6 protein-coding genes and 1 rRNA gene are annotated in these 9,524 nt (G+C 63.1%); 5 read left to right on the top strand and 2 right to left on the bottom strand.

Annotation, left to right across the window (positions count from 1 at the left end; all coding sequences use genetic code 11):
- The first annotated feature begins 441 nt into the window (after positions 1–441).
- From LK542_RS24595 to LK542_RS24575, 5 genes are all read left to right on the top strand, one after another.
- Positions 442–1,518, top strand: a complete 1,077-nt coding sequence (locus tag LK542_RS24595) for an alginate lyase family protein (protein WP_227813962.1) — start codon at positions 442–444, stop codon at positions 1,516–1,518.
- Positions 1,519–1,586: 68 nt separating this feature from the next.
- A complete protein-coding gene (locus tag LK542_RS24590) occupies positions 1,587–2,810 on the top strand; it encodes an alginate lyase family protein (RefSeq protein ID WP_227813961.1) in 1,224 nt (407 codons plus the stop codon).
- 121 nt (positions 2,811–2,931) lie between these two features.
- A complete protein-coding gene (locus LK542_RS24585; protein WP_227813960.1) occupies positions 2,932–3,348 on the top strand; it encodes a DUF2061 domain-containing protein in 417 nt (138 codons plus the stop codon).
- A 101-nt stretch (positions 3,349–3,449) separates the two neighbouring features.
- Positions 3,450–6,389: a response regulator gene (locus tag LK542_RS24580; protein ID WP_227813959.1), complete on the top strand. Its 2,940-nt coding sequence runs from the start codon at positions 3,450–3,452 to the stop codon at positions 6,387–6,389.
- Positions 6,390–6,410: 21 nt separating this feature from the next.
- Positions 6,411–7,985 (top strand): response regulator, encoded by a 1,575-nt coding sequence (locus tag LK542_RS24575; RefSeq protein WP_227813958.1) that lies wholly within the window; start codon positions 6,411–6,413, stop codon positions 7,983–7,985.
- Between the two features lie 7 nt (positions 7,986–7,992).
- Here LK542_RS24575 and LK542_RS24570 read toward each other — a convergent pair whose 3' ends face one another.
- Positions 7,993–9,243: an acyltransferase gene (locus LK542_RS24570; RefSeq protein WP_227813957.1), complete on the bottom strand. Its 1,251-nt coding sequence runs from the start codon at positions 9,241–9,243 to the stop codon at positions 7,993–7,995.
- Positions 9,244–9,407: 164 nt separating this feature from the next.
- Positions 9,408–9,520, bottom strand: a 5S ribosomal RNA gene (gene rrf, locus LK542_RS24565).
- Positions 9,521–9,524: the final 4 nt, after the last annotated feature.

Raw genomic sequence — 9,524 nt, 5'->3', positions numbered from 1 at the left:
ACTTATCGACTGTTGATTGTTAAAGAACCGTTGTTCTGTACTACCTTGCTGCACCGTACGAAGCGTTGTGTTCGTCAGCAGCAGAGAAGTGAGATTATGCAGTGTTTCGCGTAACTCGTCAACCCCTCGTCTCTTTCGCGTTCGCTACCTGTAAGGCTACGGTTCGCGTCGGAGGAACGAGACTATAGCAAAGCCGCCTCGAGGATGCAAGACCTCGCCAGACAGAAACGGCTCAGCACATCTTCCCAAGGAAAACGATTTCTCATTCTGCGGGCTGGATCGTGAATAGACAGAGATAAAAATAGGATATACACTAAGTTAAACGATTAACTTCCCTCAAAGAACTGCAGCGACGTCAAGATGTCCTTCTACAGACCGCTCCTCACTCTACTGTTATTGACCTGTCTGTCGATCCCCACCCGAGCCCAGCCGCTCGACGTCATGCGCCTGGACCAGCCCCGCATCCTGCGCGCGGCCGATGCCGCCCTGTCCGAGGCGCCGGTCACGATCACCTCTTTCCCCAGCCCCCGCAGCAGCGGTGGCCTGCACGACTTCTATTCGGAGGGCGATTACTGGTGGCCGAACCCGGCCAATCCCGGCGGTCCCTACATCCAGCGCGACGGCCTGACCAACCCCGACAACTTCGTTGCGCATCGGCGCGCGCTGGTACGCCTGTCGGTGCAGGTGCCGGCATTGGTGGCGGCGTGGAAGACCACCGGCAAACAGCACTACGCCCGACATGCGGTGGCCCACCTGCGCGCCTGGTTTGTCGATCCGCGCACCCGGCTCAATCCGAACCTGCAGTACGCCCAGGCCATCTTCGGCAAATCGATCGGGCGCGGGATCGGCATCATCGACACTGTCCACCTGGTCGAAGTAGCGCGCGCCATCGAAGTCCTGCGCGACGGAGAAGCCTTGTCCGACGAAGAACGCGAACAGATCGTCGGCTGGTTCCGCGACTACCTCCAATGGCTGACGACCAGCAAGAACGGCATCGAGGAACGTGAAGCGAAGAACAACCATGGTTCCTGCTGGCTGCTGCAGGTGGCCGCGTTCGCCCACCTCACCGGCGACCGCCAGTTGCTGGCGTATGCGCGCGAGCGTTTCAAGACGGTACTGCTGCCGACCCAACTGGCCGCCGACGGCAGCCAGCCGTTGGAGCTGAAACGGACCAAGCCCTACGGCTACGCCCTGTTCAACCTGGAAGCGCTGGCCACGCTGTGCCGGATCCTGTCGACGCCGCAGGACAATCTCTGGACGTATACCACGCCCGACGGCCGCGGCATGGCCCGTGCGATGGCCTGGATGGCGCCCTATATCCGCGACAAGGCAGGCTGGCCCCTGCCACCGGACGTCATGTATTTCAAGGAGTGGCCCATGCGCCAAACGAGCCTGCTGTTCGCCGGGCAGGCGCTGGGCCGGCCGGACTACCTGGCCCTGTGGGCGACCCTGCCCGCCGACTCATCGGTGGAGGAAGTCACCCGCAACTTCTTCATCCGCCAGCCCGTGCTCTGGTAATACCACGATAACAAGGGAGACAAGATTTGAACAAACAGACCAAACAGGTACTGAGGCGAGGCGCCCCCATGATCCGGTCCTTGTGGCGCGCCACCGTGCTGGCCGCGGTGTTGTGCGGTCCTGCGCTGGCAGCCTCGCCATCCCAGTTCTACACCTACGATCCGGCCGGCCTGGCACTGGCGAAACAGAAGCTGGCAGCGCGCGATCCGCTCTACCAGCCGTCGTACGACGCCCTGCTCAAGGACGCCGATGCGGCGCTGACGCGGCGTCGCTATAGCGTCGTCGACAAATCCCTGGCGCCGGCCAGCGGCAACAAGCACGACTTCTTCAGCTTCGGCCCCTATTGGTGGCCCGACCCGGCAAAGAAGGACGGCCTGCCCTATATCCGCAAGGACGGCCTGCACAACCCGGCTGCGTCGACCGACGCCACCGACAGCGGGCGCATGGGCAGGTTCGCGCACGACGTCAAGGTGCTGGCACTGGCCTGGTACTTCACCGGCGAGCGCAAATACGCGGTGAAGGCGGGCGAGCTGGCACGCGCCTGGTTCCTCACGCCTGACACCCGCATGAATCCGCATCTCGAATACGGGCAGGCGATTCCAGGCCGCGTGGACGGTCGCGGCATCGGCATCATCACCAGCCGCGCCCTGATCGACGTGATGGACAGCCTGGCCTTGATCCAGCCGACCGACGCCTTGAGCGACGCCGAGAACGAGGCGGTGCGCGGCTGGTATGGCGAGTACCTGAACTGGCTGCTTACCAGCCGTCATGGTTTCGAAGAGGGTAACGCGCACAACAACCACGGCACATTCTATTCGGCGCAGGTGGTCGCGTATGCCTTGTATACCAACCGCCAGGACGTCGCCAGGCGCGAGCTCGACATCACGAAAATCCGCCGCATCGCCGGCCAGATCGATCGCGAGGGCAAACTGATCGCCGAGCTGGAGCGCACGCGGCCTGGCGGCTACACGAATTTTGCGCTGGAGGCTTTCGGTTACCTGGGGCGCTATGGCGAGCTGACCGGCCAGAGGGTCTGGGAACACGGCGAAGACGCCCACAGCATCGCTCAAGCTTATCGCTTCGTCGCGCGCTATGTGAATGGCGAGAAGTGGCCCTACCCGGAAATCAATCCAAAGGAAGGCTCGCCGGATGGCTTCAACAAGCATGCGATGCAGAACATGTTGACGGCGGCGCGCGCTTACAAGGGCGATTCCGTGTTCGCCGAGAAGGCGCGCTGGCTGCTCGAGCATTATCCCGGGGAGCTGGATGCCTTGATTTTGCCCTTGAAGTAGGTGTTCCAGAGTCGATAGCCTGAAGCTATCAACTTGTTTTGTTTAATTCACTTTAGGCTATGAATGAGAATCGCTATCATTCATCCTACAGCAGTGTTAACGAAACATAGGAACAAGCATCATGGTCATCGCCGCCAAGAAAACCAGCCAGGTCGTCGCCCACATGGCCATCGCATTCGCGATTGCCTATGCCGTGACCGGCTCCGTCGTCTTTGGCGGACTGGCAATCATTATCGAGCCGGTGATCAATGTGCTCCTGCTTCCGCTGCACGAACGGACCTGGGCGGCAATCCGTGCGAACGGGAAGACCGAGCGCGAGCGTTATGTGCGTATCGCCGCGGAAAAGCTCAGCCAGACCACGCTCCATATGGGCGTTGCCTTCGCGGTGATGTACTTCGCGACCGGCTCGCTGGCGTTCGGCGGTATGGCTGCGGTGCTTGAACCGGTGTGCAATGTCCTGCTTCTTCCAATCCACGACCGCTTCTGGGACAAGCTGGAGCTGCGCCTGAACGGCAACGTGCGCACCGCCCAGGCTTGACTGGCACATGCAGATAGGACACTAAACGTTCAGTTTCCAGTGTTACACTGTCACGCTGGTGCGGACGCGTTGTCCGCAACGGTCGACCAGATGAGGCAGTGATGAGCAAGATCGTTTGGCCCGCCTCGCGTTCCGAAGCAGCTGAGCTGATAAGAAAGCGGGACTGGAGCAGCACGTCGCTCGGCCCTATCGACAATTGGCCGCCCCTCCTGCGGACGCTGGTCGACGTCATCCTGCGCTCCCCCGCCAGCATGGCCCTGGTCTGGGGCGACGACCGGATCCTTCTCTATAACGACGGCTACGCGCGTGTGTGCGGCGCCCGCCACCCCGATGTCCTCGGCACGCGGGTGCGTGACGCCTGGCCCGAGGCCTGGGACTTCAACCAGGAAGTCTTCGACGCCTGCTTCCAGGGCGAGGACCGGGTGTTCCGCGACGCCCATTTCGTCCTCGAGCGTAACGGCGCGCCGCAGGACGTCTGGTTCGACCTGTACTACGGCCCGGCCACCGACGATGCCGGCACAGTGCGCGGTGTCCTCTGCACGGTGCTCGAAACCACCGACCGCGTGCGCGCAGAACAGCAACGCCAGCTTCACGAGGCCCACCTCGAGCAGGTCAACAGCGACCTCGATGCCCTGCGCGTCACGCTCGAGCAGGCCAACCGCCGCCTTTCCGGCGACATGGAATTCCTTAACACCCTGTTCCGCCAGGCGCCGAGCTTCATGGCGGTGCTGACGGGGCCGGAGCACGTGTTCGAGCTGGCCAATGACGCTTACCTGAAGCTGGTCCAGCACCGCCCGGTCCTCGGCAAGCCGGTACGGCTCGCGCTGCCCGAACTTGCCGGACAAGGCTTCTACGAGCTGCTCGACAGTGTCTATCACGGCGGCGACGCTTACCACGGACGCAATATCGAAGTGCAGCTGGACCGCGGCAACGGCGAAGGCATGGAGCGGCGCATCCTGGACTTCGTCTACCAGCCGCTGAAGGATGCGGCCGGCCGCACGCAGGGCATCTTCGTCGAAGGCGTCGATGTCACCGACCACGCGCTGACGGAGGAGCGCCTGCGGGTCGCCCAGGAGGCGGGCGAGATCGGTACCTTCGAGTGGTATCCGAGCACGGGCAAGGTGGTGGTGTCGGACGCCTACCGGCGCATCTGGGGCTTCGCGCCGGACATCGAGATTACTGCGGACCTGCTGGTCAGCCGTGTTGAGCCGTCGCACCTGCACTTGGCTGGCCCCAACCGGCTCGGGAACGAATCGAATCCGCTCGGCTTTTCGGAATTCGTCATCACGCGCGCCGACACTGGCGAGCGGCGCTGGATCGCCCGCCGCGGCCAAGCCGTGCCGAGCACGATCGCCGGCGAGCGCCGCTACCTCGGCGTGGCCTTTGATATCACGGAGCGCAAACGCACCGAGGAAAACCTGCAGCGGGCGCAGGCCGCGCTGCGCGAACTGAACGAAGCGCTGGAACGCCAGGTCGTGCTCGAAGAAACGGAACGCTTCAAGGCCGAGGACGCGCTGCGCCAGGCGCACAAGATGGAAGCCGTGGGCCAGTTGGCCAGCGGCGTGGCCCACGATTTCAACAACGTCCTGCAGATCATCTCGAGCAACTTGCAGCTGATGGAACTGGACGGGATAGGCAGCGTGCTGGGCGCGCGCGTGGCAAGCGCGGTTGCCGCCGTCGAGCGCGGATCGAAACTGTCCTCGCAGCTGCTCGCTTTCGCGCGCCGCCAGCCGCTACAGCCGGTGGCGACCGACCTGGGCCGCCTGCTGTCCGACATGGAGTCGCTCCTGCTGCGCGCACTGGGCGACCGTGTCGTGCTCGACCTGCGCCGCGCGCCCGGGCTCTGGAACGCCCGGGTCGACCGCAACCAGCTGGAGAACGCCATCCTCAACATGGCGATCAATGCGCGCGATGCCATGGGCGGGAGCGGACGCCTGACCATCAGCGTCGGCAACGCCGAACCGGGCAGCGCAGCGGCAGGCCACGTCCTGCTGTCGATCATGGATACCGGCTGCGGCATGACGCCCGAGGTACTCGACAAGGTCTTCGATCCGTTCTACACGACCAAGGCGCCCGGCAAGGGAACGGGCCTGGGCATGAGCATGGTGTACGGCTTCGTGAAGCAGAGCGGCGGCGAGATCCGCATCGAGAGCAGCCCCGGGAACGGGACGCGCATCGTGATCCAGCTGCCGCGCGCCGAGGGCGACGCCCTGCATGCGCGGCCGGCGGGCCACGCCGAGGTGCCGGGCGGCGATGAAACCATTTTGGTGGTCGATGACGATGCCGCCGTGGTGGCGACCACCACCGAGCTGTTGGCGGGACTCGGTTACCAGGTGCTGAGCGCCGGGAGCGGGCAGGAGGCGGTCGCGATCCTGCGCACCGGGATACCGGTCGACCTGCTGTTCAGCGACCTGTCGATGCCCGGTGCGGTCGACTGCGCCTCCCTGGTGGCGCAGTGCCGCCAGCTCGCGCCGCACACCCGCATCCTCCTCACCTCGGGCCAGGTGCCCGACGGCTCCATCGACGCAGGCATCGAGCTGCTGCCCAAGCCCTACAGCCGCGAGCAGCTGGCACAGGCCGTGCGCGGCCAGCTCGGCGCGACGCGCCTGTCGGTGCCGATGGCGGCGCCGACGGTGGTGGACGAGGTGGTGCGCACGCCGGTCGCGGCGGACGGGGCACGCCGCATCCTGGTGGTGGAAGACGATCCCGACACCCGCGAACTGGCCTGCGAGCTGCTGGCGGCGCTGGGGCATGCGGCCAGCGGCAGCGGCTCGGCCGAACATGCACTGACACTCCTGCAGGAGCACGAGGTCGACATCCTGTTCACCGACCTGAACCTGCCGCGCCTGTCCGGCACCGAGCTGGCGTCGCGTGCCATTGCGCTGCGTCCCGCGCTGCAGGTGATCCTGACCTCCGGCGAAGGCAACAACATCCAGGTCCCGCCGGACAGCGGGATCATCGTACTGCCGAAACCCTACGACCTCCTGCAGCTGGAACTCAGCATCGCGCAGGCAGCGGCCGAGGCAGGCGAAACCCTTTGATGACACATTGAGGCCCACGCGATGCTCACCAAGACAATCGATATGCGCGTGCTGCTGATCGACGACCACCTGATCAATGCGGAGCTCGTCCGCGGCATGCTGGAGGACGAGCCGGGCCTTATCCTCGAGTACCAGCAGGATCCGGCGCGCGCGCTGGAAACGGCGGCGGCGTTCGCGCCTTCCGTGATCATGGTCGACCTGCACATGCCGATGATCGACGGCCTCGACGTCATCAAGATCCTGAAACAGGATCCGCGCGTGGCGGAAGTCCCGGTCATCATGCTGTCGTCGAATACCAGCCCGCAGGTCAAGGCGAGCGGGTTCGAAGCGGGGGCGATCGATTACCTGGTCAAGTGGCCGGACAAGGTCGAACTGACGGCGCGGCTGCAGGCGCATTCGCGCGCCTACCACATGACGCAGGCGCTGCGGGCGAGCCAGGCCGCGCTGTTCGAGAAGACGCGCGAGCTGGCCAATGCCCAGGCCTCGCTGCACGAAGCGGAAAAGATGGAAGCGATCGGCCAGCTCACCAGCGGCGTGGCGCACGACTTCAACAACGTGCTCCAGCTGATCAACGGCCACCTGCAGCTGCTGCGGGTGGCGCACCGCGCCGACGAGCGGACGGTGAAACGGCTGGAGGCAGCGTCGGAAGGCGTGCGCCGCGGGGCACAGCTGGCATCGCAGATGCTGGCATTCGCGCGCAGGCAGTCGCTCGCACCGGTCCCCCTGAACGTGGCAAAGCACCTGCACAGCATGGAAGCAACGATCCGCCAGACCCTCGGCCATCACGCCCTGTGCCTGTCGGTGGACGAGAGCCTGCACGCCTGCCTCGACCCGGCGCAGTTCGAGAAGACCATGCTGCACCTGGTGCAGAACGCAGCCGAAGCGATGGGGACGGACGGCTGGCTCGAAATCGCGGCGGACGCTGCGCAGCTGCCGGGCGGCGACAGCGTCGAGGCCCCAGGCTACCTGCGGGTGCGCGTGGCCGACAATGGCGCGGGCATGCCTGAGGAGGTGCAGCGGCGCGCATTCGAGCCCTTCTTCTCGACCAAGACCGTCCACCGCGGCGCCGGCCTGGGGTTGAGCCTGGCCTTCGGTTTCGTGAGACAGAGTGGCGGCCAGATCGAGCTGACCAGCAAGCCGGGGACGGGAACGACGGTGACCATCTACTTCCCCCTGTTGCCTGAGGCGCCTGTGGAGTCGGCGCCGGCGTCGTCAGCGGAGCCGGTGCGCACCGTGCTGGTGGTCGAAGACGAGGCGCCGGTGCGCCAGGTGAGCGTGGAAGTGCTGCGCAAGCAGGGACTGTGCGTGCTGGAGGCGGCCGACGGCGACACGGCGCTCGACATGATCCGGCAGGGGTTGCCGATCGACCTCGTGTTCACCGACTTGGTCATGCCGGGGGGAGTTACCGGACAGGACCTTGCGGTGGCAACGGCGAAATACCTGCCATCTGCAAAGCTGCTCTTCGCATCAGGTTATCCTGGAGCGGACATCGAGCATCCCGTTCTCGATCACACCTATCTGCTACGTAAACCCTACCGTCTTGAGGAAATGACTCGCAGGATAAAACAGCTGCTGACGGGCGAAGATATTACGTGAGGCTCGGCTACCTGGCGGTCTGCGCCAGGGTCGCAGCGGCTGGGATCGCCTCCGGCGTGGGATCCGGGAGCCGGCGGTTGTGGAAACGGCGCTCAATGAAGAAGTAGAAGCCATAGCATATCGCACAGGTCAGCAAGACCGTTGCGATCACATAGAGCGGACTTGTCGTTGGAAACAGGTTTCTAGCGATCATCTCCGGAAGCTGGTACACCTTGCCGTGCAATAGATACAGTGAGTAGCTCGACTGCCCTAGCAACACGGCAGGAAATAGCAGCATGCCGCACACCTTCAGGGTCTTCTTTGACAGCGTGAATTGGGTCAGCACGGCATGTTCGAGTCCGCCCAGGCACCAGATCGCAATCGATGCGATAACTGCGGATGCAATGAACCCAAGGTCCATGAGTTGCGCAAGTATCGCTGTCGCCAGTGCAAGCGCGCCTAACAGGAGAATCGAAGCTGCAAACTGGTATCTGCCGAAGAACGAAAATGGCGTCATGCCCTTTGTGTGAGCAACACGGACGAGGACACCGAACAGGAAGCCCGGCCAAAGATTGATGAAAAGGCCCGGGACATTGAAGGTGTCAGATACGATCGCATACGCACTGAGGATCGAAACCATGCCGAGAAACGCGGCCGCGTAGCGTCGCATGAGTATTGCCAGGAAGACGACGAGGTAAAACTGGACCTCGATGGCCAGACTCCAGTAGACGGTATTAATGCGTGTGTAGCCATCATTGGCACCTACCTGGGCATCGACCAGTTCTTTACTCAGCGTTAGCAGGCCGAACCAGTCGAGAGGCGAATAGCTTAACCATGCAAGCTGAGGGAAGACGAAATGGCCCGATTTGACTGCGGACAGGCCCTCGAGCACGAATGGCATGCACATGACGACAGCGATCGACGCCCAGAACGTCGGATAGATGCGCTTGAGTCGACGTGCAAGAAACGTCTTCGCACCCGCGTTCCTGGCCATGGCGTTCTCCGCGGCTGCATAGATGCAATATCCGGAAATGGCAAAGAACACCGGCACACCACGGTAGCCCTCCAACGCCAGGGGATACAGCGCAGGAATCGCCTGTTTGATGGCAGCCGAGATATGGAAAAGGAATACCCATAATGCTGCCAATCCCCGTGCGCACTCGATCACCAGATCGACGGAAGAGCCGCTGGTGGCGCCTCGCGACGCTGCGCGATGACGTTCAGGAGTGGCAAGATGATTATTCATGAACAGTTTTAAGGCGTAGAAGTAGACGTACATGGTTACCCAGTCATTATCTACACTCGCAAGGAATTAGCAAAGTAATATCTAATCGCGGGAGCCACGTTGCATATCCAATACACGCATGATGTGCGCTGCGTTTGGCAAAGCAGAAAAGCAAAAAGCCCGCTCAGTCTTAACTGAGCGGGCTCTGCATATAACTAGCCTGACGATAACCTACTTTCACACTGGTTGCAGCACTATCATCGGCGCAAAGTCGTTTCACGGTCCTGTTCGGGATGGGAAGGGGTGGGACCGACTTGCTATGGTCATCAGGCTTT

The sequence above is a fragment of the Massilia sp. IC2-477 genome (assembly GCF_020707265.1).
Classification (GTDB): Bacteria; Pseudomonadota; Gammaproteobacteria; order Burkholderiales; family Burkholderiaceae_D; genus Telluria.
The sequence above is the reverse complement of the archived record's forward strand: the minus strand, read 5'-3'. Positions and strand labels throughout refer to the sequence as shown.

Coding starts and splice junctions, on each gene's coding strand:
- LK542_RS24585 (WP_227813960.1), top strand. CDS start 2,932: ATGGTCATCGCCGCCAAGAAAACCAGCCAGGTCGTCGCCCACATGGCC.
- LK542_RS24575 (WP_227813958.1), top strand. CDS start 6,411: ATGCTCACCAAGACAATCGATATGCGCGTGCTGCTGATCGACGACCAC.
- LK542_RS24570 (WP_227813957.1), bottom strand. CDS start 9,243: ATGTACGTCTACTTCTACGCCTTAAAACTGTTCATGAATAATCATCTT.
- LK542_RS24590 (WP_227813961.1), top strand. CDS start 1,587: ATGATCCGGTCCTTGTGGCGCGCCACCGTGCTGGCCGCGGTGTTGTGC.
- LK542_RS24595 (WP_227813962.1), top strand. CDS start 442: ATGCGCCTGGACCAGCCCCGCATCCTGCGCGCGGCCGATGCCGCCCTG.
- LK542_RS24580 (WP_227813959.1), top strand. CDS start 3,450: ATGAGCAAGATCGTTTGGCCCGCCTCGCGTTCCGAAGCAGCTGAGCTG.